The sequence below is a fragment of the Xanthomonas sp. NCPPB 3570 genome (assembly GCF_056725115.1).
Genome location: NZ_CM161513.1, coordinates 2,752,158 through 2,777,127 on the forward strand (window position 1 = coordinate 2,752,158; position 24,970 = coordinate 2,777,127).

The 24,970-nt window shown below is 56.6% G+C and carries 25 protein-coding genes; 13 read left to right on the forward strand and 12 right to left on the reverse strand.

The window, feature by feature from the left end:
* Positions 1 to 27: 27 nt before the first annotated feature.
* On the forward strand, positions 28 to 864 hold the full coding sequence (locus AC1PLR_RS11990; RefSeq protein ID WP_481101125.1) for a hypothetical protein: 837 nt from the start codon (positions 28 to 30) through the stop codon (positions 862 to 864).
* Positions 865 to 867: 3 nt separating this feature from the next.
* Here the strand turns inward: AC1PLR_RS11990 and AC1PLR_RS11995 are convergent, their stop codons facing one another.
* Both AC1PLR_RS11995 and AC1PLR_RS12000 read right to left on the reverse strand, forming a co-directional pair.
* On the reverse strand, positions 868 to 1,143 hold the full coding sequence (locus tag AC1PLR_RS11995; RefSeq protein ID WP_295843553.1) for a hypothetical protein: 276 nt from the start codon (positions 1,141 to 1,143) through the stop codon (positions 868 to 870).
* Positions 1,144 to 1,255: 112 nt separating this feature from the next.
* Positions 1,256 to 2,851: a MobA/MobL family protein gene (locus tag AC1PLR_RS12000; protein ID WP_481101126.1), complete on the reverse strand. Its 1,596-nt coding sequence runs from the start codon at positions 2,849 to 2,851 to the stop codon at positions 1,256 to 1,258.
* Between the two features lie 419 nt (positions 2,852 to 3,270).
* Between AC1PLR_RS12000 and AC1PLR_RS12005 the strand changes: the two genes are divergently transcribed.
* Positions 3,271 to 4,116 carry a DUF6216 family protein gene (locus AC1PLR_RS12005; protein ID WP_481101127.1) on the forward strand — a complete coding sequence of 282 codons (846 nt, stop codon included), beginning with the start codon at positions 3,271 to 3,273 and terminating at the stop codon, positions 4,114 to 4,116.
* A 7-nt stretch (positions 4,117 to 4,123) separates the two neighbouring features.
* On the opposite strand, the gene AC1PLR_RS12010 is transcribed toward AC1PLR_RS12005, so the two are convergent.
* Together AC1PLR_RS12010 and AC1PLR_RS12015 are read right to left on the reverse strand one after the other, a co-directional pair.
* The gene (locus AC1PLR_RS12010) at positions 4,124 to 5,155 is read right to left on the reverse strand and encodes a hypothetical protein (protein ID WP_481101128.1); all 1,032 of its coding nucleotides are present in this window, start codon (positions 5,153 to 5,155) and stop codon (positions 4,124 to 4,126) included.
* A gap of 14 nt (positions 5,156 to 5,169) precedes the next feature.
* Complete coding sequence (locus tag AC1PLR_RS12015) at positions 5,170 to 5,508, reverse strand: helix-turn-helix domain-containing protein (protein ID WP_481101129.1); 339 nt, start codon at positions 5,506 to 5,508, stop codon at positions 5,170 to 5,172.
* A 124-nt stretch (positions 5,509 to 5,632) separates the two neighbouring features.
* On the opposite strand from AC1PLR_RS12015, the gene AC1PLR_RS12020 reads away from it, so the two are divergent.
* The 4 genes from AC1PLR_RS12020 to AC1PLR_RS12035 all read left to right on the forward strand — a co-directional run bounded on the left by AC1PLR_RS12020 (position 5,633) and on the right by AC1PLR_RS12035 (position 9,096).
* The gene (locus AC1PLR_RS12020; protein ID WP_481101130.1) at positions 5,633 to 5,944 is read left to right on the forward strand and encodes a hypothetical protein; all 312 of its coding nucleotides are present in this window, start codon (positions 5,633 to 5,635) and stop codon (positions 5,942 to 5,944) included.
* A 102-nt stretch (positions 5,945 to 6,046) separates the two neighbouring features.
* The gene (locus tag AC1PLR_RS12025; RefSeq protein WP_481103585.1) at positions 6,047 to 6,376 is read left to right on the forward strand and encodes a hypothetical protein; all 330 of its coding nucleotides are present in this window, start codon (positions 6,047 to 6,049) and stop codon (positions 6,374 to 6,376) included.
* A gap of 577 nt (positions 6,377 to 6,953) precedes the next feature.
* Positions 6,954 to 8,288 carry a site-specific integrase gene (locus AC1PLR_RS12030; RefSeq protein ID WP_481101131.1) on the forward strand — a complete coding sequence of 445 codons (1,335 nt, stop codon included), beginning with the start codon at positions 6,954 to 6,956 and terminating at the stop codon, positions 8,286 to 8,288.
* A gap of 322 nt (positions 8,289 to 8,610) precedes the next feature.
* Positions 8,611 to 9,096, forward strand: coding sequence for a hypothetical protein (locus AC1PLR_RS12035; protein WP_481101132.1), 486 nt, complete (start codon positions 8,611 to 8,613; stop codon positions 9,094 to 9,096).
* Positions 9,097 to 9,232: 136 nt separating this feature from the next.
* Here AC1PLR_RS12035 and AC1PLR_RS12040 read toward each other — a convergent pair whose 3' ends face one another.
* Positions 9,233 to 10,402, reverse strand: coding sequence for a DUF6161 domain-containing protein (locus tag AC1PLR_RS12040; protein ID WP_481101133.1), 1,170 nt, complete (start codon positions 10,400 to 10,402; stop codon positions 9,233 to 9,235).
* Between the two features lie 618 nt (positions 10,403 to 11,020).
* Positions 11,021 to 11,425, reverse strand: a complete 405-nt coding sequence (locus tag AC1PLR_RS12045) for an H-NS histone family protein (protein WP_481101134.1) — start codon at positions 11,423 to 11,425, stop codon at positions 11,021 to 11,023.
* Between the two features lie 85 nt (positions 11,426 to 11,510).
* Here AC1PLR_RS12045 and AC1PLR_RS12050 point away from each other — a divergent pair, with 85 nt between their 5' ends.
* A complete protein-coding gene (locus AC1PLR_RS12050; RefSeq protein ID WP_481101135.1) occupies positions 11,511 to 12,134 on the forward strand; it encodes a hypothetical protein in 624 nt (207 codons plus the stop codon).
* A gap of 85 nt (positions 12,135 to 12,219) precedes the next feature.
* Positions 12,220 to 12,846, forward strand: a complete 627-nt coding sequence (locus AC1PLR_RS12055; protein ID WP_481101136.1) for a hypothetical protein — start codon at positions 12,220 to 12,222, stop codon at positions 12,844 to 12,846.
* Here the strand turns inward: AC1PLR_RS12055 and AC1PLR_RS12060 are convergent.
* Genes AC1PLR_RS12060 through AC1PLR_RS12070 form a run of 3 tightly spaced genes read right to left on the reverse strand, consistent with a single transcriptional unit; the run spans position 12,830 to position 14,995 of the window.
* A complete protein-coding gene (locus AC1PLR_RS12060) occupies positions 12,830 to 13,855 on the reverse strand; it encodes a beta family protein (protein ID WP_481101137.1) in 1,026 nt (341 codons plus the stop codon). The genes AC1PLR_RS12055 and AC1PLR_RS12060 overlap by 17 nt on opposite strands.
* Positions 13,852 to 14,388: an ImmA/IrrE family metallo-endopeptidase gene (locus AC1PLR_RS12065; RefSeq protein WP_481101138.1), complete on the reverse strand. Its 537-nt coding sequence runs from the start codon at positions 14,386 to 14,388 to the stop codon at positions 13,852 to 13,854. The genes AC1PLR_RS12060 and AC1PLR_RS12065 overlap by 4 nt, the downstream gene beginning before the upstream one ends.
* A 22-nt stretch (positions 14,389 to 14,410) precedes the next feature.
* Positions 14,411 to 14,995 carry a hypothetical protein gene (locus tag AC1PLR_RS12070; RefSeq protein ID WP_481101139.1) on the reverse strand — a complete coding sequence of 195 codons (585 nt, stop codon included), beginning with the start codon at positions 14,993 to 14,995 and terminating at the stop codon, positions 14,411 to 14,413.
* A gap of 438 nt (positions 14,996 to 15,433) precedes the next feature.
* Here AC1PLR_RS12070 and AC1PLR_RS12075 point away from each other — a divergent pair, with 438 nt between their 5' ends.
* Positions 15,434 to 15,943: an SHOCT domain-containing protein gene (locus AC1PLR_RS12075; RefSeq protein WP_481101140.1), complete on the forward strand. Its 510-nt coding sequence runs from the start codon at positions 15,434 to 15,436 to the stop codon at positions 15,941 to 15,943.
* Positions 15,944 to 15,984: 41 nt separating this feature from the next.
* On the opposite strand, the gene AC1PLR_RS12080 is transcribed toward AC1PLR_RS12075, so the two are convergent.
* Genes AC1PLR_RS12080 through AC1PLR_RS12090 form a run of 3 tightly spaced genes read right to left on the reverse strand, consistent with a single transcriptional unit; the run spans position 15,985 to position 19,708 of the window.
* A complete protein-coding gene (locus AC1PLR_RS12080) occupies positions 15,985 to 16,788 on the reverse strand; it encodes an SDR family NAD(P)-dependent oxidoreductase (RefSeq protein ID WP_481101141.1) in 804 nt (267 codons plus the stop codon).
* 41 nt (positions 16,789 to 16,829) lie between these two features.
* Positions 16,830 to 18,353, reverse strand: coding sequence for a GMC family oxidoreductase (locus tag AC1PLR_RS12085; RefSeq protein ID WP_481101142.1), 1,524 nt, complete (start codon positions 18,351 to 18,353; stop codon positions 16,830 to 16,832).
* A complete protein-coding gene (locus AC1PLR_RS12090; protein WP_481101143.1) occupies positions 18,350 to 19,708 on the reverse strand; it encodes an alpha/beta hydrolase in 1,359 nt (452 codons plus the stop codon). Before AC1PLR_RS12090 ends, AC1PLR_RS12085 begins: the two co-directional genes overlap by 4 nt.
* A gap of 222 nt (positions 19,709 to 19,930) precedes the next feature.
* Here AC1PLR_RS12090 and AC1PLR_RS12095 point away from each other — a divergent pair, with 222 nt between their 5' ends.
* The 4 genes from AC1PLR_RS12095 to AC1PLR_RS12110 all read left to right on the forward strand — a co-directional run bounded on the left by AC1PLR_RS12095 (position 19,931) and on the right by AC1PLR_RS12110 (position 24,838).
* The gene (locus AC1PLR_RS12095) at positions 19,931 to 21,784 is read left to right on the forward strand and encodes a glycoside hydrolase family 15 protein (RefSeq protein ID WP_481103586.1); all 1,854 of its coding nucleotides are present in this window, start codon (positions 19,931 to 19,933) and stop codon (positions 21,782 to 21,784) included.
* Positions 21,781 to 22,674, forward strand: a complete 894-nt coding sequence (locus AC1PLR_RS12100; protein WP_481101144.1) for an SDR family oxidoreductase — start codon at positions 21,781 to 21,783, stop codon at positions 22,672 to 22,674. The genes AC1PLR_RS12095 and AC1PLR_RS12100 overlap by 4 nt, the downstream gene beginning before the upstream one ends.
* Positions 22,675 to 23,170: 496 nt before the next feature.
* A complete protein-coding gene (locus tag AC1PLR_RS12105; protein WP_010344278.1) occupies positions 23,171 to 23,344 on the forward strand; it encodes a hypothetical protein in 174 nt (57 codons plus the stop codon).
* Positions 23,345 to 23,845: 501 nt separating this feature from the next.
* On the forward strand, positions 23,846 to 24,838 hold the full coding sequence (locus AC1PLR_RS12110; protein WP_481101145.1) for a GGDEF domain-containing protein: 993 nt from the start codon (positions 23,846 to 23,848) through the stop codon (positions 24,836 to 24,838).
* Positions 24,839 to 24,970: the final 132 nt, after the last annotated feature.

Below are 24,970 nucleotides of genomic sequence, written 5' to 3' on the forward strand. Positions count from 1 at the left end.
AAGCCCTTTAAATTATCGAGATAAAACATGGCCCGCCTAGCTGAAAGCTCTGTGGTTCTAGCGCTCCGAGATACCCAGTGGGAAATGGCAACAGTATTAGGAGGCACCCCGGGTTTGTTCGTATCCCTATCCGGAAATAACGACAAAAAGCTTGGGGACATCAAGTTTGCCAATGGCGAAAAGTTTTATCTTTTTGAGGCAAAATCAACGGAAAATCAAATAAAGGACGAATGGGACAGGTCTGAAAAGCCAAGGAAGCACGCATACCGTAAAGTCAGAGAAATAATTGAAGGGCTCAATCATCCACAAAGCCCAACCACTTCCTTATTCAATCTATCTCTTGCTGCGCATCATTTCCTGTATTACGCCTATTCAGATTATGAACATAAAATTCAGATAGAACCCTACATTTTAGGTCTGCAACGTAAATCTGGATTTATAGAGGAAGTCGATGGCAATGAGTATGGAATAACAAATCGAACTGACGAACAAAAGAAAAATCTTGTTGACGGCCTCAATTTAGTTAATGGAGTGAAGATTTACAGCACTCTACCAAGCGAAAATGAGGTAAAATCATTTACCGCCAGTCAACTCTACAGGGAATCTATAAATATAAATACAGGCAGCGTGCCTGAACTTCCAATTGGCCTAGCACTTAAACAATTCCAGTTATACATAGATTTTCTTTGCGATGGCAAAGATGAAGACATCGAGGCCCTGATTAAAACCAAAAGCGGAGCTTTGATTGCATTTTCTGGAAAAACAAACAATTTGAATAAATTGGTGTCTACGTTCGAGGAGGCTGAGGCGAAGGCTGATTATAGTAATAATTCAAGATTAAGAGGGAAGAAAAAAACTATCTGAATATTAAACCTGTTTTGAAGCCGCCTGAGTTCTCAACCATTCCGCGTGATGCTGATCCGCATACTCCATAGCTAATATTGAGTTTAAATAAAGCTGCTTGTCCTCGCCACATGGAACTTCAAGAACCCACCGGCTGAGATACTTTTCCACAGCGCTTTGGGCCAGTTCTTCTGCACGCTGTTGATCTTGGCTCGCAATCTCTTTCGTATAGACTGCAAGCCAGATGTCGTGACAGCTTTTATCAATATCATCACCGCAACGTAGGATTTTTTTAGACATGTCATATCGCCCTGTAAGTAAGGGCATACACTAAGCCTCTGTCTCGAAAGGTCAAGTGCCCATATCAAAAATGGCGAGATATCAGACCTCGCCATCATTTCCACTCAAAACCTCATAATCTCGGTGGCTTGAACCTAAGCTGCCACTGGCTAGACTCGCTAGTTTTTTTCAAGATCTCGTCCGATGAGTGCTCCTGAGGACGAGGCACGCTTGGCACATCCACCTTGAAATTCTTCTCAAACTTCTCTCTCGCTTTATCCATGGCACTCCGTGCTTGGTCAGTCCGCCATTGCCTCAATTTCATCACCCGCTTCGAGACCATGTGCCTCGCCTTCTGCGCCTGTCTCTTTGCCAAAGCTGCCTCAGCCGTTGGCGCTTCACCATCGAATTCCGATAGCCTGGTCTTTGCCGCCAAATAGTCACACTGCGCACGGTATGGACTCACGAGCATCCGCGCATAGCGAACCATTGCTTTACCCAGCAGCTCCGTATCCTCGAAGAGAAACGGTTTCGTCGCGTAGTGATCCACTCTCCTGCACATCAACGCGTCATACGCTTGGTTGAAGCAGTCTTCAATTTGGATGCCCGGGATGCTGTTGAGGATGTCCAACGCTTGCCGAGCCGTCTCATGCTGAGCTTCTAACCATTGCTCAATGAGTTCTGCCTCCTGGTTCAGAACTTCTGCATCCTTGCCGGTCGCCCTGGCTAAGCGCGTGACTTTGCTAGCTTGCCTCGTCAATGAACTGTATCGGGTGTGGATGCGGTTCAAAATACGTTGACTTGGTCTCTGTCCATGAGGAGAGAGTTGGTCATCGAAACGACGGCTCTTTTGAGGAATAAAGCCCGTCCACCCTTGCTCTCTTGCTCGGTCATGAAGCGCTACATCATGGCTGTGGCTGGCAGGCACATCATGGATGAGACGCTGCTCGCGGGAAGCGTTGCACGCTTCTAAACGATCGCCCTGAGTCGTCCGTTCCCGCAATGCCACAGCTTTCTGATGGCGCTTGGCTTGGAAGAATTCGCCGCGCGAGATGCGCTTTTTCGGCGCTCTCGTGAGCGCTCTGGCTCTCTCGTAGTCGCCTTGGTTGAACGCGTCTCGCGCTTGGGCTTTGAGGGTTCTGTGGTCCACCCGTGCTTCAACGCCGGCCATCACCAGGTGCGCATTGATGGTGGACGCGATCTTCCCGCGCAGGACTTTCATCTCTGTGGCTCCTGCCCCTTGCCTTGCATCTAACTCGGCACACGCACGCTCGCCTAAGCCATTCGCATCCACTTTTCTGGCTGAGATGAGCAGATGCACATGATGATTGCGCTGGTCTCCTCTTCCTGGTGAGTGGATCGCCACCAAGACAGCCGCTTGGTAGCGATCGACAAGAAGCTGGCCAAGCTCCAAGGCCAATGCTTTGCGCTGCGGTGCATCGAGACTCTGAGGAAGCGAGACTTCGACTTCTCTGGCCGTTCTTGCGTTCGCTCGTGTCTCGTGCTGCTCATTGATGTTCCAGAAGCTTCGAACATCGAAACACCATCTGGGTGCTCCTTCTGGTGCAAGCATGTGTTGCGAGACAACACCTGTTCTTTTCCCATATTTGTGCGTCGTCTTGTGAGTGGTATCCCGCAGATTGAACCCCGCTCGATACGCGGCGGCGGCCACTGATGATTGTCCCTTGCCACGACTAAACGATTTGATGCTGACATGATAAATTGCCATTGATTTCCCGATTGAGGTTGGTTGATAGTGGGAATATCAAAATGGCTAAATGCCTGTCCGTCTAGATGAGAATGCCGGTTGTGAATTCGAGAGATATGTCACGGAGTTTGCCGCGCGAAACCAGGACTCATTCGTCTCGGCAGAGGCGGCTTTTCATCGCGAAAGCGATGCCCACGGTTTTTGCGAAGCAAATAACCATATGTGGGCTCTTGCACTACTATTTTGGAGGAAGTCCGGCCCTCGAAAACGATCACGCTCTGCTCGTATCTCCTACATGGCCGCAGATGGATGCCAAAACAGACCTTCTCAAACATGAACAAAATATAAACGATACAGCTTCGTGTGTTGCTAAATGTTTGCCTGCAAGGGCCGATATCGCATCTATGGATCTGCCATTTTAATTTCCAGGAAATACATCAATGGACTGGTTTGAGTTTCTTACCCGCGAGATCGCTCCGTTTTCGATTGTGGGCATCTTGATCGCCGCTGGGATCACCTGTTGGCGAGCCGGATCTTTTCACCCCATCAACTCTCGATTGCTCCGCTTCTTTATCGGTCGAGATGAAATCGAAGATCCCGTTATCAAGAAGAGTTTGGCTGACCAAGCGGCCTTGGTCAGTTTCAGAATGACACATGGCGTGCGTGTCCAGACACTCAGCGACGCCAAGAAGCTCGCGGAATTTGCTAGTTTCAAGAACATTTCACTAGATCTAATTGGAAAAGCCGGCGGAGCCTTCGATCTAAGAAAGCTTGAAGTTATTCCGCGTCGAGTCCCCCATCAATACTGGTTCGCTCTCCCGGTTGTAATGCTTTTGTTTTTCCTGCCTGCCGGCTTGATTTCACTCGGCATGACAGCGAGCAGCGATCTTTTGGTTACGCTGAAAGCGACTCAAACCGAGATTTGGCTCTCAAACGAGGACGCAACTCTGCTACATCCATACTTTGGCCACCGAGCAAAGATGACCAAAGACGATTGTGAGAATAAGCCGGAAAAATTCGTCGTCCCAAAAGGTTTCAAGCAAGAGGATCATTCTATTTTATGCGGAATATGGAGCAATTCAAAGCTTAGTGCTCAGCTCTCCAAAGAAGTAAGCAAACAGCGCAGAATACTGTTTGTAGCATTTGGCGTTTGCCTATGGTATGTGTTTATGGCAGTCAGCTTAGTTCGAGAATGGAGAGCGAAAATAGAACTACACGAAGCCTTGAAGGTCGGTGAGCCCTCGCCGTCAACTGAGAGTCCCTCAGAGAATAGCAGCCAGGGTTGACCTCAGCTCATTTCTTAGTGGGCTTTAAGCTCAACGTGTTCCTGAAATGGAGACAATTGTCATGACTCTCATGGATCCATCTACCATTTGATACATAATGCTGGACCACACGTGGACGCCTGAAAATAGCGGGATCGATGGGGTTTTTAGCAAAGGGATTATGGAATATTTGTAGCCCATCAGTGATATCTTCGGAGGGCTTGCCGATTTGCGCCATTTTAGGGTAAGGGCCGTTCGCCCCTCCCCAAGTTGTCGAAACAAAACCTAGTCTCACATGGTTCGACATGGCGATTGTCTTCCCCCATGTAGCTACGCATGAAAAAATGACTGCACTGACCTCAGCCCACTGACCATCTAAAAATATGCCCAAATCAATGGTTGATCCATTGTCCTTTTCAATTGAACCCAAGCTAATTCCGGGAGGCCCATCAGGATACAAGTGTGGATTGTTGAGAAATGTTGTCTCATCAATATAGTAATCGTAGAGAAGTGCGCGAATTGGGCGATCATATTGAAATTGAAAATCCGGCTGTTCAAAAGGCGCGACAGCAATAACGTACGGCCGGTCCTTCACGTGCGACTGCTTCGCATATGATGAGTTGTATTTTCGAACCTTTGTAGAAAGAGAGTTTGATAGGCGGATCATAGCCTCTCTATTGAGAGGCCAAAAATTTTTATCGATAACCTGCTGTGTCATCGGCGCCGTTTTTTCCCACTCAGCAATCGAGCCCAGAGCCGAATTGGTAGTTACTGCTTCGACAATAATTCCGCTACCGGCATTGATTAGATTGAAATCCGGGAAAGGCTTGGACCAGTCCATTTGGAAGCCGTAGTCCTTAAACAGGCCATGGAGATAGACCTCCCAAAAAGAGGAGTTGAAAGTGGTTTGAAACTCTTTGACAAACTTGCCATCACGATCAGGAAAGCCGTCAGCCCAGTGCTGGAAGATCTCTCTTTCGCCGTAGGCCTCTGGCTTGATGACATTCTTAAAGTTTGGATGCTGCTTATCGTCCGGAACAATCGGGGTGAAAAGGTCCATTTTTCCTGCCAGTCCTATTTTTTTGGAGAATTCTTTCTCTTGATTTTATCCAACAATGCCCGTTGCTCAGTAGTCGTTAGGCTTGAAAACTGCTTAATCATTTCTGCTAGCTCTTCAGTCTCAGCATAGAAATAAGCCAACGAGACCCCGAGCGCTTCGGCCATCTTCTGAGCCGTATCGGTATCGCAATCGTGAACCTCGCGTTCGTAGCGATTGATGCGAACGCCGGCAACATCCTCTGGCAGACCCATACGCACTCCTAAGGCTTTTTGGCTTAGACCAGCGGCTTGCCTCGTCATTTTCAGGCGGCGAGCAAAGACAGCACGAGCGGCGTTAGAGGTGGGACCTTCCATGCCCACAGGATGAACGTAGCCTACGTTGATCGTAAATTACGTTGCTCGTATGTTACGTTTAACGTATCCTTTGCCTCGACGCAACTACCTCAGTTGCGCGTCCACCTAAGGCAAAGGACCCATCATGTCGAAGCTTCGTGCACCCCTCATCGCATTGCTTATCGTCGGCCTGGCCGCTTGCTCAGGCGGTGGCCCATCCAAGCACGCGCGGGAGGCGGCCTTCCTGCAATACGTCAAAGACAACGGCAGTGACGACGCCAAGGTGCACGACTTCAAGAGCAGCAAGTGCACGAAGGCAGAAGGGGCTCCGAGCTACGCCTGCGACGTAAGCGCCGAGATCCAGGCCACGGGGCGAGAGCTGGGCCATGACATGGATGGCGTCTACTCCTTCACTCAGGTCGGAGGGGCCTGGAAGGTCACCGGGCGCATCCAATAGCGCTCCTTCTCGTGCATTCACTCCTCATTAGGAAGAACTATGACGATTTGGCAGTTGCTCTTCTTTTTCGTCCTCGGTGCTGGCGCTCTCATTGCTATTGGCTTGGCCAAGGGCTTGAAGACGACGCGTGACAATGCGGAGTTCCGAGGCGACTTCCCTAAATATTATGGCTATAAGAATACCGAAATCGCCCTTTCAACGGAACGATCGGCCGTCAAGCTCAGAGTTGGGCGCAATACGACCACCTACCGATTTGCCGATGTTCGTGGGTGGCAAAAGCATTGGCATAATTCCAAGCGAGAAGGCACCTTGACGATTGATGTCCGAGACATTGAGCTTCCAGTTTGGACAATCCGATTTGGCTCAGAAGATGAGATGAATCGGTGGTATGAACTCATGGGACAGGCCATCAACGAGCAATTGAAGCTTTAGAATTCATCAAACTATCCAAATTTATTGAGGCCCCACTTGGGGCCTTTTTTATTCGCCTCACTGAGATAACGGCCTAACCATCAGTGACGAATCAACGATAGCGACGTGGTTTTAGGGCGATTCTTAGCCGCACGCAAGAATCGCCTTGACTGAAGTTGATTCCACCTTATAAATCTAGTCATGGTCAGAAAAACGACATCCACTGATTATCACCTCGCCGAACCTCTTCTTGAAGAAGAAGAGCGCGCGTTCCGGAGCGAAATGGTGGAAACAACTTATCAAGTCCTTAAAGCCAACAAGGTTCGTCCGCACAAGCGTGTGAAACACCTATCCCAGTTGTATATCGATGGTCTGATTACCGATAAAGAACTAAGCGCGCTCTTGAACGCCCGCATTTCGAAGTAATTTAACAGCGCAACAAAACTAACCCACTTATATAACACTGTTCGCGCCCCCTTACCTTACAAGGGATCTTCGATTTAGCGCAACAAAACAAACCGCACCAAAAATCGCATTTGTGACATAGGTATTGACAGCCATCTGCTCGACGTTAGTGTCGGATGCAGAAGGAAACTCCATGCCCGATCATACAAAACAAAGCACATCTTGCAGATGCATCATTAGAAACTTACCCCTCGGAAATACCGTCGTCGGTGAGATTATTGTTGAGGGGGTAGATGCAGCCCAGTGCTTTGACAAAGTGCTGAAAACACTCACACGAAGAGCGATGCGCAGGAAGTCTGACTACAGCGAAGAAAAGCCAACTCTCAAAGCGCGCATGCTTTCGGACGAGATCAAGGGATATATCTCCGATCTCAAACGGGAAAAAATGACGCTTACACACATTCAATCGAATGAGCAAACGCTTGGTGTCATGCTTGCGGCCATTGGCGATAAACAAATAGCGTCAGTCACAGACACCGATATTCGTGCCGCGTTGGATAGCTATAAGTTTTGGCCCAAAAATGCCAGGCGAAAAAAAGTCTTCAAAAATCTAAGCTTCCAGGAAATTTTGGAAATAGGCAGAAAGGAAAAGCATTCATCCATAAATGCTGCAACATACAACAATCACGTTAAGCGGATTAATGCCTTTTTCAATATGCAGCTTGATGCCGAACACATTGAACGCTCACCCGCCAAAGGCATTGCTGTTGAGGTGGATACCTCGACATTCGTCAAAAATCGCCGGCCCCTTGGTAGAGATGACCTAGCCCACATTTTCGAATTAGAGCCCTACGCCAAGTGGAGCAAAGACATGCCGCATCGATGGTGGGCACCCATAATCGCGCTATACAGTGGTGCAAGGGCAGGCGAAATTGCACAGCTCAAAACGTCAGATATTGTCTCCATCGAAGGCATCTCTTGTTTTTGTTTCCGCGTGACGACGAAAGACCAGCGCATTAAAAACGCTTCGTCAATCCGAGTCATCCCTATTGCGCAGCCGCTTCTCGACGCCGGCATGCTTACTTACGTCAATGAGGTCAAATCCACGGGGCAAGACCGCTTATTCCCACATCTTCCACTTACAATTGCAGTCTACGATGGCGATGCCTACGTGAAGGGCTACGGGAGCGCGATGGTCCAACAGTTTAGTCGATATCTAAAAAAACGCGGGTTCAAGATCGGCGTCGGATCTCATATCTTCCGACACACCTTCGCCACAAATTTAACCCGAGAGCAAGTCGGAGCAGTTCAAATCGCGGCGTTGACTGGACACAAGGTGATCGGAGCTGCATCAGAAAGCGTGCTGGTGCCTGGCTTGCAGTCGTATATTGATCGCAACGAATGCCCGCCCGAGTTGCGCGCCTGTGCGGAGACACTTGCCAAGTTCAATCCCGGCATACAGATCCCCATCTATACGCCAGGGCAATTCGCGAAAGCACTCTCTAATAAAAAACGCTTCAAGAACTAAATCTAGGTTCCGGCGTCATCTCTCAACCACGACACTTGGAAGTTCTCATTTTGAATTTTCCCCTAACGTTGGCCCTTCCCAAATTCAACTTTGGCTTGGCCAAGAGCTGAACTGGCAAGGCATCCGTTCACCATGAATGACTTCAATGGATCGACTTGTAGACAACTGCTGGTCAGTCCGTTGTGCAGGCCATGATGGGGGTCTAGAGTCTGATGGCTGATCGCCATCTTGGCGAAGCAATGGCTTACCGAATGGATGGAGCCACCATATCGGTTTCACGATGCTCGGCTCCGCTCCCTCATGGATTAGAGAGTTAGAGAGTATGCGTAAATCTATCTTGGCAATTTCGTTTCTGGCCGCTATCGCTGCAACCAGTGCCCATGCAGGTGGAGCCAGCAACCAACTCAACAGCGCGGACGACGTGATCCAAGGCATGGGCGAGCGTGTGCCCGTTGGCAAAAAGAATGTCAGCTTGTCCCCGTTGTTTAAAGTCTACACCTTCGAAAAGGCGGGTCTGAAATTCGTTCAGATCAACTCATTGAAAGATGAAGTGATCACTGTCATGACTGCTACGCCGGGAGTTGATGCGGTTCTCCCCATCGGCACAGCTTCGGAACAGCAGTTGATTGCAGTCAACGACGAAAAGAACCAGCCGATGGGCATGGTGACGGCTTCCGCCAGTTGCCCTTGCAATGCGACTATTGTTTACCGCGACGCGATCACCACCATCGTGGTGGTCTATGACAAGGATGGAAATTTCATTACGTCCTACAAGATCCCCACGGCCAAGACTGCGCCGCCCCAGTAAAACGAGCGCCGAGGCTGGACCGTGCATAGGCCACCGAGAGGTGGCCTATGTTGTTTCTGGAAGCCGTTGAGGCTCATCCTCTTCTTACTCAGTGCTACCGGCAATGTAGATGACTTCAGAAATTTTCCGCACTTGATTACTTTTTGTTCCCTACACGACTGGAAAGAAGATCGAACCAGTGGACCGGTGGAGCATCATCCACCACAGCTCCGCTAGAAGGACGGAACAAGGCATGCAAAATCAAAATCCGATCCTCATCCTTGATGACTGATTGGCCCGTAGAGTCATCCTTCATAAGTGCCAGGAATGTCATAACCAAGGTTGTTCGCTCACTTGCATCGCGCATTAAAGAGATGCTCTCTGATAGCAGCCTGCCAAGAATGCGCAAAATCCAGACTGCGGCAAAGGCAGGAATAACCAAAGGAGCAAGCGCAACGAAAACGTTCGCCTTCTCATTAATTCCATGCAGATATGGAACACCTTCAACAATGAAGACCGCTGAAAATAAGGCCATTACTACTGCAAACACGACCCCGTAGATGCTTGCAGTCCTGAGCTGTTTCCTAGCTCGATCTTTCCAGTAGGTTGTCGGTGCTCGCAGCCCAAGTTCCGTATCGTAGACCTTTTTCAGTGCAGACCACTCATCGGCATGGGCTTTTGACTGATCCTCCCACTCCTGACGTATTTTGGCGTGACCCGCCCCCCAAGACATATCTCGTTGATTTTCACTTAGATCGAAGTCGCGATGAAACTTATTGATCTGTTGGGCCTGCTCTTCAATGCGAGCTTCAAGGTTTTCGATTAACTCGGCTTGCTTGTTATTGAGCCTCTCGCTCAACTGCCTAACTTCCTCCACCTGATCGATGTCGGGATCAAAGCGACTCGCTGAGAGCAGCACTAAGCTCCGCAACCATAGAATCTGGTGATTTTGGAAACCGGCGCGGATCCACTGCCTTGCGTAGTCAGAGCGAAAAGCCGCGTAAGCCATGCCAAACCCGTCCCCGCCTCTTCGCGCCAAAAGGCGAAGCGTTGGGAAATTAGAAGAGCTATGCGTAAAGACCAACCCATTCGTCACCGGCAAAAAGACTTCTACTATGGAGTCATCCGAATCGGACGATTCTATAAATCGACGCAAACTTTCAACAAACCTGGAATGCTCCGCCGCAAAAGACGCCGTAAACTTTTCAGATTGACTAAGATTAAGCTCATCCCAAGCTTTAATCTCCTTTTCAAGCCAAGTCCTAATTTGGTCTTTGGACTCAAATTGAAGCGACTGATTCTCATCGTAAAGCTTAATCTCTATCATCCATCCCCCGTATTAATTCGCTTATGCCAAGCCAGGCCCATTGATGGACGGGCCCATACAATTATTTACTTGCCACGCTCAACCCCTGTTTACGTCCCCCTCCTTGGTGAAGCATGATTGGACGCCGAAAGCCCCGTGCGCCGCTCCAAAGAGTCTACTGCCGTCGCCCTCAACTTGCGCAGACAAAATCTTGGGCACTAAGCAATTTAGGGAGCTTGGAGAATTGGGTGCACGCGCAGTGTCGGCATCAACACATCGATCGAGCGAAAAGCAAATGCCCCGCATGCGGGGCATTTGATCGTCGGCGCTTAGGTGGAGGTTCTGGCCTCCGTCCCCCAGCCATGGTGGGTGAAGTGGCCTGGACGATGGGAAAAGATTAGCTCGGCGAGCTTCAAAGATCTATCAGGTGAGTTCGCATGATGGCGTCAGAAAAACCCGAGAAGCGACACGGTCTTCCCCCTGGTTGAGCATCGTTGGCCCGCTCCAAGATCAATCACACCAGTGCGCAGGCGCATACTGGATCAACGGGGGGCAGGGGAACTAGCAAGACAAGATGCCTAGCCGCCCACAAAAAAGCCCCGATCAACTCGGGGCTTTGTCTACCACCTGCTGAGAAGATTAGCCGGGATATTTTGGAAACTTCTCATCCGGGTGATTCTTTTTCCACTCTTGATAAGCCGAGGTTCCTTCCCAAGCCTTGAACGCCAAGGGTGTGCGTCCGCGACCAGACCAGGTCTCTTGCGTGTGCGGCAACCAATATTTTGGAGCAACCTCCTTCTTGGTGCCAGCAGCCTTCTTCGCGCGACCTTGACCACTGCTGGAACCGCCAACTTGGGCCGCAATATCTGCTTTTTGCTTGGCGGTGAAGTGCTGGCCGAACCGGCTCAGCAGATCAGAGACTTGAAGAAAAGCATCGGACGCTTCTGCTTCGAGAAGCGTCGCTTCCTGTTCTTCGAGCTTTTTCAATTCTTCGGCAAGCTTTGCTTTTGCTGATGCAATGGAGTCGAGAGTAGGTTTCGGCATGATCTCTTATCAGGGATTGGAACTCTGCTAAATTATCACTCAGAAGTATGGAGTTGCCAAGCAAACCTTCAAGGAGAAGCTGCCGATGGCCAACAAGCATCCCACCGGGTTCATGAACGAACGCAGCTTAGAATATTTCATCATCCCGGAGCTGATCAAAACTCTCACCCCTCTTTGCAAAAGGGCAGTCCCTGTATTTTTCTGGAAAACGCGAGAAGGCGGAAAGATATCTTCGGAAGTGCATAGTAGTAAAGTTGTCAAGATCATTGCCGTGTTTGCGCGACGCCCCAAGCTAGTGACTGGCTCCATGGCGATTGAGGGCAAGCTCAATCACGAAATCATAAGATTCGCACACAAAGCCCAGTTATTTGGCATTCCCACAGTTGCAGGATTCTGCGCGGCGAGATCATTGTTTGATCTTGAAAAGGAATTCATTCATTGGCTGTCTCCTATAGAAGCGGATCCTAACGGAGACACTTTTTTCCTTGAAGACAAAGATACTCACAGGCTGATCAAATTTGGCGGGTCACCCATCAGCACTATTCCACCTGAGCTACTAGCTGAGCACTTATTATCCAAGGCAAATGGCATGTCATTTGATCAGGGCGTCAAAGCGATGTCCGAGCTACGTCGCGAGCTGACACATTTTCAATTCTTTCCCGGATTTGGATCCGCTTATAAGCCAGTCTACATCTTGATTGAACTATAGGAAAATCGTGCAAAAACTTTAACGCCCTATCAATCTTGCTTTTGATGTGCAACAATAGAGCACTGTTCAAGAGACAGTGCTCAGTATGTATGCCGATGACATTAAAGCTATTGTGGTCTCGGCGCTTTTACCAACGCTCACTGTGGATGAAGTGCTGGGCTCAGAGGTCCGCTTTGGAGACGGAAAATTTAGGGCAGACCTTGTTATTTCGTCGCCCGTTCGTCTAAGTGCTATCGAAATCAAGGGGCCGCGCGATAACTTGGATAAGCTAATCAACCAAGCTTCTGGATATTTGTCTTTATTCCTAGACTTTTCAGTTGCTACGGATGATTTATGGCTTCCTGCCGTCAGAGAACAGATGCCTCGCTCTGCTGGCCTAATGACACTTCGCGATTCACAACTCATCACTGTAAGAGCTGCGAGAGTTCGTCGCCGGCTAACGGCTGATGAAGCCCTTAAATGGCTGCGCACAGATGATTTGAGAAAATTATTGCGAGATCACGGTTTATCAACGACCGGGCACTATGACGCGCTCTACCTTTTGGCAAAGGCCAACTTTTCAAGCTTGGCCCTCTCAACCTTTGCAATTAAAGCTGTCTATGACCGACTTCTCCCTAGATTCGAAATCTTTCGGAACGAATTAGGGAGGACTGTGACTTTGGACGATATTCGAATGTTAACGCTCAACGATCAAATTAGCCGACCACTTTAGATGCTTGCCTAGACAGGTGGAAATTCACGCGGTTAGCAATCCAAAAGGATGGACTCCGTCCAAGCGGCGAGCCACTGGCTGCAAGTTTAATATTATTCTGAGCCCAGCATTCGAGAGGGACATAGCGGGTGTCGTTAAGCGCCTCAATTGCCGCTCTTGCATATCCACCCTCCGAGCGGCGATATCGGTGGTAATAGAACGACTCATCAAGCATTACATCGACACGAGGCACCCAGTTGGTCACTGTTCCAATAAAGTCCACTGGATGAATGCCAGCATAGTCGCCATAGGTCAAATCTGAAAAATTTTGAGCAAGTTGTTTCCAGAGCAAGACTTCCGACAAATCAAACTCACCTTGATCATCGCCCCCTCCTGCTGACACGACGCTATTCGGAAAAGAGCTAGACGCAACTGACTTTTTAAAGAAAGTCCATCCGGAAACTGAATTTAGCATCTCATTTAAGCGCGCAGCAGCACCAAAGCGTGATCTCTCGTTGACATAACCGGCATCGAGAATTAGAAAAACTTGATCTGGATTCGAAAAAGTTTTTTGAAGTCCTGAGATCAGTCCGGCGAAATCGCCGTAATTCGTGGGAACCCTAATTGCTATGCGACTAAATTTCGATCGAAGTTGAGACACTTGCGTCTGAAACTCAGCGAGATCGAATGGTTCGAGCAAATGCGCCACGGGAATGCAGTGCTCAGGAAGGCTACTAGTCGCCAATCTCGTCCACGCCTGAAAACCACCGTCATCGTCTAGCAGGCGGTCAAATTCCGAATTTTGAAGACTTTCTAACGAAGTAAGATCAGCCACAAAAGGCTGCCCCTCCAAAATTTCACAAATCGCCTCGACGCTTTTACTAATGCTGCCTGCTGGATTTTTACTGGTGCGCCGTGAACGAGTCAGCTCAACGATCGGAAACAGCTTTCTCCTTGCTGCATCCGTCAGCTCTTTCAATCCACGCAGTTCGGCCGCTCTGGTCCGAATGATAGGAGAATAATTGATCATTGGTTGACTTGATACCCTAGATTTAGCACCCGATACTTCATCGCCAGTGCTGAAACACCAAAGTGTTCAGCAAGTCCCGACAGCGTGGTGACGCCAGAAGCAATTAGCCGCCTTACATCAGACTCGGGCATTAACAGATCTGCTGCAAACCTGTCGGCTTCTCGCTCCATGGTGTTTGTTCCCTCACTCCCATTCCGGCGAGCAAAAGTCTGATCGTGAAAACTATTTTTCTCACTTGAATGAAGGACGAAATGCGCTATCTCATGAGCGATTGTGAATCGCTTTCTATTTCGATGGTGAAGGGAGTTCACTCCAACAACCCATGTCCCCGATCGCTCTTCGAGATACCCAGACAAGTCGTCATCCATCGGCTCTTCCACAACTTCCAGGCCCAAAAACTCCGCCACTGCCAAGATATTAACAGGCACGGACAAGAGACCTGCCTCAGTCAATCGCTGATGCAAGTTCACTTGCAGTTGGGCATCAGACATCACGGGCCCAATTTGGCGAATTTTTTTACGAACAACAGCCATTTATTCAATCCATCTTCTTTTACTAAGTGACGACGCCATCAATTTCCTCGTCATCTCGCCCGCCAGAACCCTTCCTCTCTACAATCCGCTTTATTGCTTCCATCTTTTTTGCCAGATCTTCAAGTTCGTAAGCCAGGCCCGTCTCTTCAATTGCGTATTTTACATTGTCGCCAAATTGCCTAGTTTCTAAATAATGACGCATTGCCTCTTTTGCGGCCTCATGAGCCATGTCCTCAGCAGCTAACTTTGATAAAAATCGAAGCGTCAGGACCGCTAGTATTCCAATAACGCCAAGCAGGAAACCCATCAATGCGATGATGGTTTGGTAAAAGCTGCTCAAAGCTGAAACGACATCGCCATCACTCCATCTGTCGGGCTTCGATGGGGCATTGGCCGATGGCTGAGCCACAGTTGCAGTAGCCGGGGCTACTTGTTGCGGCACAGGCGTAGTCGAAGCCTTGTCGACCACCTTGGGAAGTGCTTTTTGAAGATCGAATGCATGCACTTGCCAGACCACTGCAAAGAAGCCGAAGAAGGCAAGACACATCACAGAATTCAAAAGCCGATGGGCCCATCGCTGGTGGTGCTTCTTCCTGGAAGCCTTCATACCCGTCCCCTGTCTCACCCAATGCGACATTGCAGACAGCATACCTCATGCCAACCAGCAGGCTAATCATGCGGCAACGGGCGCGCCACCATTCTCACAGCATCTTGAGATATCATCCGAGGTATCAAAGCAGGTGGTTTCGTTGGACCCAGAATTCTTTAGGGTCAATGGCTTGCGTCAGGGCGTCCTCGGGCTCCGCCCACCTCCACCATCCAAACGTCCGTGGACGTGCAAACAAAGCTGGAATCCCGATTGCATCGAGGTTTCCGGCTTTTTTTGTGCCTGATGCTGGCCGGCGACACGCGGGACGGCCCCTATGCAAAGCGCCCCGTCCGCCAACCTTGGCTCGGTCGATCACGCGGTCGCATGCCATGATGACCGGAACGCCAACGGCCAGCAGTCTTACCAGGCGCCGCGATCACTCGCTGAGGAAGGCCCATGAAACGCATCCTTTTCGTGTCCCTGCTATGGATGGCGCTGGCCGGCACCGCGCAGGCCGGTGAACCAGAGTTTGCGCAGGTGTCACCCGGCGTGTGGATGGTGACGGTCAAGAACCACGCCGGCATCTTCGCCAGCGCTGCGACGACCAAGCGCAAGGCGCTTCTGGCCGCCAACGCGTTCGCCTCCGCCAAGAACATGCAGGCGGTACCAGTGGCAATGGAAGCGGTGGACGCAGGCGGACCAGGCCAGTGGCCGTACGTCGAGTATCAGTTCCGTCTAGTTCCGCAAGGTTCCGTTGAGACCGTCGGGTTACAGCCGCAAGCCGACATGCAGATCGAGGTGAGCGCGAGCGCGGCATCGCCGGCCGCAACCGGCGATGCGCCGCGCGCACTCGGCGCGCAGTCCGATCTATACGCCGAACTGCTGAAGCTCGACGACCTACGGAAGAAAGGCCTGCTCACCGATGCCGAGTTCCAGGCGCAGAAGGCAAAACTGCTGTCGCGTTAGCCGCGTCGACAGCAGCAATCACGCGGTGTGCCTCGTACGACTCACCCCACGATGGTCTGCACCGATCCCGAATCGACCCGGATCCCGGCGCCATTGATGAAGCTGGCGCGCTCGGAGCACAGAAACGCGACCGCCGCGGCCACCTCTTCCGGTCGGCCACGCCGCTTCAGGACCATGCCGGGGCGCTCTTCGTCCAGGAACGACGACACCGCTTCATCGAAGGTCATCCCCTTCTCCTTGGCGCGCTTGTGCATCATCGCGTCGGTCATCGGGGTATGGATGAATGCGGGCGAGACCGTATTGACCAGCACGTTGTCGCCGCCGTACGCCTTGGACAGGCCCTTGGCCAGGCTCAGGATGCCCGCCTTCGACGCGCAGTAGGCCAGTTCGTCCACGTAGGGCTGCACGGCGTCCTCGGACGCGAACAGGACTATGCGCCCCCAGCCGTTTCGGCGCATCGCGGGAATCGCTTCGCGGCACATCCGCACCGCACCCATCAGGTTGATGTCGAGCGTTTCCAGCCAGCCGGCATCGCTCACGTCGAGAAAATCCCCGGTCGCGCCGGTGACACCGGCCGCGTTGACGTAGATATCCGGATCACCCAGCTGCGCCCGGACCTGCGCCCAGATCTCCGCGACATCGTTCGCACGCGTCACATCGCCCGCCACAGCGATGACTTCGCCCAAGCCCGACAGCTCGGACAGCGCCTGATCGAGCGTGCCGTCCGCACGGTCGGTGATCGCCACACGGACGCCGGCCTGCAGCAGTTGGCGGGCGGTCTCCTTGCCCATGCCCGAGTCGGCGCCGCTGATCAGGGCAATCCGCTGGTTGATTCCAAGGTCCATGTCGTTTTTCCTCGTTGGGTAAAGGGGGGAGACGCAATCGCCTAGTGGGCGAGAAACCGCTCGGCCGTGCGCAGGCCGAGTGCCATCTGCGTCAGGGCCGGATTGGCCGCCAAAGCGCTGGGAAAGACGGAGTTGTCGCAGACGTAGAGATTGCCGATGTCGAACGAACGGCCATCCGCATCGACCACGGCCTGCGCGGGATCGCGGCCCATGCGGCAGGTGCCGAGCGTGTGCGCCGAGCGCGCGGCGGCGAAGATGTCCTCGGCGCCGGCCGCCTCCCAGATCGCCTGCAGCGTGCGTCTGGCATGGGCATCGATCGCCTGTTCGTTGGGGCCGTAGCTGAAGTCGACCCGCGCCTTGCGCAGACCGAAGGCATCGCGCTCGTCGGCCAGCGTCAGGCGATTGGCGTCCTGCGGCAGGCATTCGCCATTGATGCCGATACCGGCCAGGCGGTTGTAGCGCGTCATGGTCCGCACCAGCGCGGCGCCCCAGCGTCCGGCGCCGCGCGCCAGGGTGTTGGCGAGCGTCACCGGCTGCACGCCCAGGCTCTGGATCAGATAGCCGCCGGCAAACTCGGCCTGCGCGGGGCGCAGCATATCCTCGCTCATCAGCGAGGAGGGGTAGCCGCGGTTCATGCGCATGTCCATGTCGAACGTGCCCCAGACCTGGGTCGCGACGTGCGCCATGAAATTGCGCCCGACCTGTCCGCTGGAGTTGGCCAGTCCCAGGTTCAGCAGCAAGCGCGGCGTCTCCACGCCGCCGGCGCACAGGAACAAGGCCGCGCAACGCTGACGCAACTCGCGCTCGCCCTGCCGGTAGACCACGCCGGTGACCGCGCCCAGGCCGTTACGCTCGATGCCGACGACCCGGCAATCGCTGCGCAGGTCCGCACCGTGCGCACGCGCCAGCGGCAGCCAGGTCGTGTCCACGCTGACCTTGGCGCCGTTGCTGCAGCCCTGATGACAGGCACCGCAGTTGTTGCAGGCCACGCGCGTGCCCCAATGCGGCTGCTCGTGCGTGCGGGTGACCAGCGCCGCCGGCGCATCGGCGGCGGTGATGCCGAGGGCACGGCAGCCGCGCTCCATCGCCTCGGCGGGCGCGTTGCGCTGGGCCGGCGGGAACGCATAGCAGCGTTCGCCGTCCCAGGGGTAGACCGCCGGCCCGGACACGCCGATGAAGCGTTCGACGCGCTGCAGGTAGGACAGCAGTTCCTGGTGCGAGATCGGCCAGTCTTCGCCCTGGCCGGTCTGCGTGCGCAGTTGCAGATCGCGCGGGTCCGGACGCGGGCAGAACGCGCCCCAGTGCAGCGTCGATCCGCCGAGCCCCGTCCCGGAGTTGTTCGGGCCGAACGCGGTCGGCGTGCGCCCGCCGCTGAGGCGTTCTTCCATCCAGTAGATGTCCGTCGCCAGTTCGTCCGCGCAATGCGCGTCCGGGCCGAACGTGGCGCCGGCTTCCAGCACCGCCACCGAGACGCCGGCCTGTGCCAGCCGCGCGGCCAACGGACCGCCGCCTGCACCGCTACCGACCACGACCGCGTCCACCGCGGCGGCCGATGCGGCAGTCATGGATGCGCCTTGGGCGATAGCTGCCAGGTCTCGCGCCGACCGGCGGCGGTCTCCTGATAACCGGGACTGCCCGCGCCCAATCCTCCCACGGCGAACCCGTCGTAACCCAAGGCCGCCATAGTGGCGGGAAGGCTCGTCCAGACCCGCACCGTCTCGGCGCGCACGTCTTCGAACCAATCGGCGAGTTGCGCCGCGCTCCATCCGCACGCGCGACAGTCGCCTGCCCCGTGCACGGAGATGGCGTGCAGCCAGCGGTCCCGATCCTGGGCGGGCAAGGCGGCGAAGCCGCCGGACAAGGCGTCCAGCGCATCCAGCCCCATCGGCCAGGCGAGACGGTCGGGCGGCAGGTCGGCGAACCGCCACCCGTCCCCCACCCCATTGGCGAGATCGACGTCGATGCGGCGTGCGATATCGCCGGCGTCGCCCGCACCATCCAGGACGCGCTCGATCACCGCGGCCAGCGTGCCGGACTGGCGCTCGCTCAAGATCCCTTTGGCCGCACGCGACGGCCCGGCATGGCGATGCAGCAGCGTCTTGCGCATCGTCGGGGCGACACGCTCGGCGTTGAGCAAGGCCACGAAGTCGTCGGGCAGCCGGCGTGCCGCGGTGCCATCGACATGCTCGGCGATCAACACCGCGAGCGCCTGCGGTCGCTCATAGGGAATCAGGTGCGCCGCCTGCGCCATCACGGTGAGATGCGCATCGCGGTAATGCGGCAGGTTCCAGCGCCGCTGCGCCGTCTCGTCGAGATCGCCGTCCTCGCTGCCCGCGACCACGAGCGCAGGCACCTCGATGCAGCCGGCCTGCGCCGCGCAGTCCTCGCGGCTGCCGTGGGTGAGCCAGGCGCTCCATGCGCGCGCACTGCTGCGCAGGACATCGTCGACGGCACCGTCGCGCGGCGGCGTCGGCAACGGCGCCGCGCAGTTGTCGTCGATGAACTGCTCGGCTTGCTGCCGCGTGGGGCCGGCACCGTCGAACCAGGACAACATGGTCTGCCGCCGGGATTCATCCATCGGCTCGGGCGCGGGCGGCGATGCCGCCACAAGCACGACCCCGGCCAAGCCGGCGAGCCCGGCCACGCCGTCGCGGGCGCGCGCGGCGGTCAGCGTGGCGATCTTTCCGCCCATGCTGTGGCCCACCACATACCAGCAATCCGGACTGTCGCGCGCGACCTCGCCTGCGAACCAATCGACCAGCGCCGTGACATCCGGGCGGTCCAATGCCGGCGCATCACCGAAACCGGGAATATCCAGTGCGATGCAGTCGAAGCGCGCACCCAGGAGATCGATCACCGAAGACCACTCGCGCCCGCTCGAGCCGAGGGCGTGCAGGAAATACAGGACCGGTGTTCCCATGGCGCACCTCGATGACGGTGACGCACGATGGACCAGCCTTCGTCCACGTCACGTGGAGGCCAGCGCAGGCGCATGCCGTCTTCACCGAGCCTCGGCAGAAGGGCCACTACCGTCGGGCTGCCCTCCCCTTCGCACCTGCCCCCATGCTTCCTCGACACGTCATGCAGGAATCGACGGCGACCCGGCGCGGCCTAGACGCGTGCTGGCGTGGAGCCTGAGCACGTGACCACAACAGCCCGGCGACGCCGCGCGACCTCCAGCGTCGACCGCAGCGAGGGCGTACTGGCGATCGAGCAGTACGGCGCGCTTGGCGAAGGACGCTCGGTCGCCCTGACCGGGAAGGACGGATCGATCGATTGGTGGTGCGCGCCCAACATGGACAGCCCGCCACTGTTCGACCGGCTCCTGGATGCCGACCAAGGCGGCTACTTCGTGCTTGCGCCGGACGCGCCTTTCCGCACCGAGCGGCACTATCGCAAGGACAGCAACGTCCTGGTCACCACATTCACCACTACCTCCGGCCAGGCGACGCTGACCGAGTCGCTCAACAGCGGGCACGCGGGGCGCCTGCCCTGGTGCGAGCTTGCACGCCGCATCGAATGCCAGCGCGGGGAAGTGCGCTTCCGGCTGGAGCTTAAATTCAGCCTGCGCGCGCAGAACGCCAGCCCCTACTGCGCGGCGATCGGCCCGCACACCGTGTTCCATGTCGACCGCCTGCTTGGCGTCATGATCCACGACGACAGGCTGCGCTGCGTGTGGTCGGATCACGGCGTTCGCGGCGACATCACCGTGGCAAAGGGACAACGCGCGACGATCGCCCTGGTCGTCGGCGAGGACGAGCCGCTGGTCGCGCCCACCATCGAGGAGATCGACAGCCGCATCGACCTGACCGACAAGGAATGGCGGGCATGGTCGAAGAACGTGACCTTCCCGCGCGAGGGCCGGGATTTCTTCGTGCGCAGCGCGCTTGCGCTCAAGTTGCTGCTCTACTCGCCCTCCGGCGCCATCGCCGCTGCCGCGACGACGTCGCTGCCCGAACGCATCGGCGGCGACAAGAACTTCGATTATCGCTACGCCTGGGTCCGCGATGCCGGCTACACCATCCAGGCATTTCTGGCCGCGGGTCTGGAAGCGGAATCGAAGGCCGCGTTCACCTGGCTGATCCGGCAACTGCGCCAGCATGGCCCGAAAGTCGTGTTCACCCTGGATGGCGGACTGGTGCCCGACGTCACCGAACTGGAGGCCGCCGGCTACCGCAACACCGTGCCGGTGGTGCGCGGCAATCTCGCCGGTGGGCAGCACCAGCACGGCATCTACGGCGACATCTTCGAGACCGCTTACTGCTTCGTGAGCCGCGGCAACATCCTGGACGCCTCCAGCGCCGAACTGCTGTCCCGGCTCGCCGACCAATGCGCAGATCACTGGCGCAAGGCCGACTCGGGGATCTGGGAGTTGCCCGAACTGCAGCACTACACCATGTCCAAGGTCAGCTGCTGGCAGGCACTGGCCAGAGCCGTCGAACTGGCCGACCAGGGCCAGTTGCCGACGACGTGTCGCGATCGCTGGGAACGCGAGCGCGACAGAATCAAGGACTGGATCGAAGTCCACTGCTGGTCGGACGCGCAACAGGCCTTCGTGATGTATCCGGGCAGCGACAAGCTGGATGCGTCGGTGGCGCTGGCCGCACGGTTCCGCTTCGACGGCAAGGACCGCCTGCTGGCGACGCTGGACGCGATCGACCGCGTGCTGGGCGCCGGCGCCTTCCATTACCGCTACTCCGGCATGGCGCAGGAAGAAGGCTGCTTTGTCGCCTGCTCCTACTGGATCGCCGAAGCCTATGCCCGCCTGGGACAGAAAGCCAAAGCCAAAAAACGGCTGACGCAACTCAACGACGCGCTCGATCGCTGCAATGGCCTGTTGAGCGAAATGGTCGATCCGCACTCCGGCGGATTCCTTGGCAACTTTCCGCAAGGGCTGAGCCATCTCGCGCAGATCATGGCGATGTCGAGCATCGAGAACACGAAAACCAACCCAGTGAAACTGCAACCACACGCCAAGAAGAGGAAGACGCGATGAATGATCGACTGAAGATGCAGGACCCGCGCGAGCAGTACCCCAAGCCGCCCTTCACGCCGCAGCCGCAACCGGTGCCGGGCAAGGCCTCGGAGATGGACCCGGTGCCCGACCACGGCGAGACCAGCTATCGCGGATCCGGCAAGCTTGCGGGCCGCCGGGCGTTGGTGACCGGCGGCGACAGCGGCATCGGCCGCGCCGCGGCGATCGCGTTTGCGCGCGAGGGCGCCGATGTGGCCATCTCCTTCCTTGCCGAGGAAACCTCGGACGCACAGGAGGTCATCGCCCTGATCGAGGCCGAAGGACGCAAGGCGATCAGCCTCCCCGGCGACATCACCGATCGGCAGTGGTGCGCGGAACTGGTCGATAAAGCGGTGGCCGGTTTGGGCGGCCTGGACATCCTAGTGATCAACGCGGGGCGGCAGCAATATCGCGAAGCCATCGGCGACGTGAGCGACGAGGATTTCGACAAGACGCTGAAGACCAATCTCTACGCCATGCACTGGATCTGCCGCGCCGCGGTACCGCACCTGCCGCCGGGCGCGGCGGTGATCACCACCGCGTCGATCCAGGCGTACGATCCGTCGGCGATCCTGCTCGACTACGCGACCACCAAGGCCGGCATCGTCGCCTACACCAAGGCATTGGCGGCGCAACTGAGCGAAAAGGGCATCAGGGCGAACGTGGTGGCCCCGGGTCCCTTCTGGACCGCGCTGCAGTCCTCCGGCGGCCAACCGATGGAAGCGGTCACCCAGTTCGGCTCGAAGACGCACTTCAAGCGCCCGGGCCAGCCGGTCGAAATCGCGCCGCTGTACGTGCTGCTCGCCAGCCAGGAAGGCAGCTACCTGACCGGCGAAGTGTTCGGCGCGACCGGCGGGGCCGGCGTCGCCTGACGCCTGGCGACATCGGCGTATCCTCGACGCAGTGACGCGCTCAGGCGCGCCATTGCGTGTGTGGCCGGCGATGTGCGTCCTCCGGGACGGCCGCGAACCACGGCGCTATCGCCGACCAGCGCGCGGGTCGCCACGAACGCGCATCGTCCTCGACGCCCTGGTACAAAACAGCATCGGCAGGCCAGTGAGCCTGCCGATGCGGGAGAAGGTGGTCCAGCCGCGGATGCCTGCATCCTTGAAGCAGCCCCAGGCATCGCCCCGGCCGCACAGCTGGTAGGCGCATGATGCGTGGGGATGCGTTACGCCGGCGTCCTCGAGGCGTTGCGGAATGATGTCGGCGGCGTCGTGGCCGTGCGACGAGACAGGCAGCGCCCTCCTTCCTCGCCACGATCACGCGTACCGGCGTCGGCAATCGCGATATCCGGCAACGCACCGACATGTCCGTCACCGGCGGCCTGTAGGGTGGAATGCCCTTTCCGATCCGAGACCGCTCGCCATGCCATTGACCCAGGAACAACTGCGCATCCTGCAGGACATCCACGCCACCACACCGGTCAGCGAAGCGGAAGCGAACTGGGCGGTGCGCGAAAATTATGCGGCGCAAGGCGAGGACGGCGATCTTGCGCTGAGCCAGAAAGGGCTGAAGGCCATCGACGGCAGCGAAGCATAGCCTGTCCCCTGGCACCCCCTCGCTGATAACGCTCCCGGTGCCGGCGTGGCACGCCAGCGCCGCAGCCTGCTCCGTCGTGGATGCAATCGACCCCGATACGACCCCGACATGCATGCCCAGCGCGCGCCAGGCTTTGCCCGCACTCTCCATCCGGCGCTGCAAGCCACTTCTCACGTGGGGAGCGTTGGGGAAAAGGAACCAGGCGAGCGTGCTTCAGCAACGCTGCCCTGCTCGCCGCGACCAGACGCCGCCTGCCACGTGACGCAGGGCCATCGGTACGACGCCACTCCCCGCGCCAATGTGACGCCGTTGTGGCGCGCTTGGTGTGGGCACTCCCGCCTTTCCCGGGTCAGCACGGGATACCCACCACAAAAGAAATCCAGGCATGGAACTTGCCTCTGGCATTGCAACACTCTTCCGCCATTCTGACGTCGCCATGTTCGCCGCCCGCCCCGCTTCACCCGCCCGCCATGACCGTGCGCCGTGCCGGAGCGCTTCTCCGTGAGCGCGGGCCTGACCCTGCGCCGGCACTTCCGGCTCGGCATCATCAAGGTCCTGGGCCCGTCCACGGCGGCGGTGCTGCTGCTGTTCGCCGTCTACCAGATGGCGATCGGCGCGCCGGGGACCGCCCTGGCCGGCACTGCGCTGGCCGGATTGGCCGCGCTGGCGACCTGGCTGGCGCTGCATCGCGGCGATGGCCGCATGGATCCGTTGCTGTCGCTGAGCTGGCTGTTGGGCAGCGCCCTGGCCTGCCATGCGCTGCGCCATGCCGCGGTGCCGTGGCTGTACCTGGTGATGATGAGCAACTTCTTTGCGGTGACGCGCAATGTCGCCTTGGCCTGCAACGCCACCCTGATCGCGGTGCTGCTGGTGGTCACCCCGAGCACACTGGGTGCCGAGCATTTCTTCTCGATGGTATCGGTGTCGCTGCTGATCACCGGGCTGGGTTACATGCTGGCATTGCGGGTGGAAGGCGACCGCGTGCAACTGGAACAACTGGCCTCGCACGACTCGCTGACCGGGCTGCCGAACCGACGCATGCTCGAGCGTAGCCTGTCGCAACGGGTGGCCGATCCGCGCCGCGCGACTCGCCGGCATGGGTTGATCGTGCTCGACATCGATCACTTCAAGGACGTCAACGACCTCTACGGCCATGCCGAGGGCGACCGGGTACTGGTCGAGCTGGCCACACTGCTGCGTGCGCAGGTGCGCGCGCCGGACGAGGTGTTCCGCTTCGGCGGCGAGGAGTTCGTGGTGGTGGCGCGGCTGCAGTCGGCGACCGAACTGTCGGCCTTCGCCAGGCGCCTGCACGACGCCGCACGCACCACGCTGCTTGGCCCCAACGGCACGATCACCGTGTCGCTGGGCGCGGCCATGCTGTGCGACGAGGCGCAGTGGCACGACTGGTTCTCGCGTGCCGACACCGCGCTGTACCAGGCCAAGAATAACGGACGCGACCGCTACGTGATCGCCGAGGACGTGGCGCAGGATTGAGCGGCCGGCACCGGCGGCAGACGCGGCGCAATCCGGTCCGGCAGCCGTCACCAGCCTCCGTAGGAGCGGCTTCAGCCGCGACGGGCTTTACCGGGAACGCCCGTCGCGGCTGAAGCCGCTCCTACACGAAAC

Bases quoted from the DNA above. Each gene is read 5' to 3' on its own strand.
- AC1PLR_RS11990 (WP_481101125.1), top strand. From the start codon at position 28: ATGGCCCGCCTAGCTGAAAGCTCTGTGGTTCTAGCGCTCCGAGATACC.
- AC1PLR_RS11995 (WP_295843553.1), bottom strand. From the start codon at position 1,143: ATGTCTAAAAAAATCCTACGTTGCGGTGATGATATTGATAAAAGCTGT.
- AC1PLR_RS12000 (WP_481101126.1), bottom strand. From the start codon at position 2,851: ATGGCAATTTATCATGTCAGCATCAAATCGTTTAGTCGTGGCAAGGGA.
- AC1PLR_RS12005 (WP_481101127.1), top strand. From the start codon at position 3,271: ATGGACTGGTTTGAGTTTCTTACCCGCGAGATCGCTCCGTTTTCGATT.
- AC1PLR_RS12010 (WP_481101128.1), bottom strand. From the start codon at position 5,155: ATGGACCTTTTCACCCCGATTGTTCCGGACGATAAGCAGCATCCAAAC.
- AC1PLR_RS12015 (WP_481101129.1), bottom strand. From the start codon at position 5,508: ATGGAAGGTCCCACCTCTAACGCCGCTCGTGCTGTCTTTGCTCGCCGC.
- AC1PLR_RS12020 (WP_481101130.1), top strand. From the start codon at position 5,633: ATGTCGAAGCTTCGTGCACCCCTCATCGCATTGCTTATCGTCGGCCTG.
- AC1PLR_RS12030 (WP_481101131.1), top strand. From the start codon at position 6,954: ATGCCCGATCATACAAAACAAAGCACATCTTGCAGATGCATCATTAGA.
- AC1PLR_RS12035 (WP_481101132.1), top strand. From the start codon at position 8,611: ATGCGTAAATCTATCTTGGCAATTTCGTTTCTGGCCGCTATCGCTGCA.
- AC1PLR_RS12040 (WP_481101133.1), bottom strand. From the start codon at position 10,402: ATGATAGAGATTAAGCTTTACGATGAGAATCAGTCGCTTCAATTTGAG.
- AC1PLR_RS12045 (WP_481101134.1), bottom strand. From the start codon at position 11,425: ATGCCGAAACCTACTCTCGACTCCATTGCATCAGCAAAAGCAAAGCTT.
- AC1PLR_RS12050 (WP_481101135.1), top strand. From the start codon at position 11,511: ATGGCCAACAAGCATCCCACCGGGTTCATGAACGAACGCAGCTTAGAA.
- AC1PLR_RS12055 (WP_481101136.1), top strand. From the start codon at position 12,220: ATGTATGCCGATGACATTAAAGCTATTGTGGTCTCGGCGCTTTTACCA.
- AC1PLR_RS12060 (WP_481101137.1), bottom strand. From the start codon at position 13,855: ATGATCAATTATTCTCCTATCATTCGGACCAGAGCGGCCGAACTGCGT.
- AC1PLR_RS12065 (WP_481101138.1), bottom strand. From the start codon at position 14,388: ATGGCTGTTGTTCGTAAAAAAATTCGCCAAATTGGGCCCGTGATGTCT.
- AC1PLR_RS12070 (WP_481101139.1), bottom strand. From the start codon at position 14,995: ATGAAGGCTTCCAGGAAGAAGCACCACCAGCGATGGGCCCATCGGCTT.
- AC1PLR_RS12075 (WP_481101140.1), top strand. From the start codon at position 15,434: ATGAAACGCATCCTTTTCGTGTCCCTGCTATGGATGGCGCTGGCCGGC.
- AC1PLR_RS12080 (WP_481101141.1), bottom strand. From the start codon at position 16,788: ATGGACCTTGGAATCAACCAGCGGATTGCCCTGATCAGCGGCGCCGAC.
- AC1PLR_RS12085 (WP_481101142.1), bottom strand. From the start codon at position 18,353: ATGACTGCCGCATCGGCCGCCGCGGTGGACGCGGTCGTGGTCGGTAGC.
- AC1PLR_RS12090 (WP_481101143.1), bottom strand. From the start codon at position 19,708: ATGGGAACACCGGTCCTGTATTTCCTGCACGCCCTCGGCTCGAGCGGG.
- AC1PLR_RS12100 (WP_481101144.1), top strand. From the start codon at position 21,781: ATGAATGATCGACTGAAGATGCAGGACCCGCGCGAGCAGTACCCCAAG.
- AC1PLR_RS12105 (WP_010344278.1), top strand. From the start codon at position 23,171: ATGCCATTGACCCAGGAACAACTGCGCATCCTGCAGGACATCCACGCC.